The sequence below is a fragment of the Massilia sp. CT11-108 genome, from assembly GCF_047302915.1.
Classification (GTDB): Bacteria; Pseudomonadota; Gammaproteobacteria; order Burkholderiales; family Burkholderiaceae_D; genus Telluria; species Telluria orientalis.
Genome location: NZ_JBKYMO010001652.1, coordinates 1 through 249, shown reverse-complemented (window position 1 = coordinate 249; position 249 = coordinate 1). Strand labels below are relative to the sequence as shown.

The 249-nt window shown below is 73.9% G+C and carries 1 protein-coding gene; it reads left to right on the top strand.

Translation table 11 applies throughout. The annotated features are described in order from the left end of the window. A partial coding sequence (locus ACEN88_RS35920; RefSeq protein ID WP_413347156.1) for a hypothetical protein occupies positions 1 to 249 on the top strand: 249 nt, incomplete at both ends.

Sequence of the window (249 nt, the reverse complement as noted above, 5' to 3'; positions counted from 1 at the left end):
GGGGGGGGCGTCTTTTTATTTTCCCCTCCCGCGGGGTGCGGGCCTGGGGGGGGGCGCCCCAGTTTTCGGCGGGGGGGGGGCCGCAGCGACCAGTTCAGCCTCGAGATGGCCGAGGCCATGCTGTTCGTCGAGCACGGCCTGGACCAGGTGCGCCAGCTGCCCGAGGACTTCGGCCAGCATGCGGAAGCGGTCGGCCAGCGCCTGCTCGCGCTCGCGTCCGGCGGGGTCTCGCCGTGCGCGAGCTGCAGC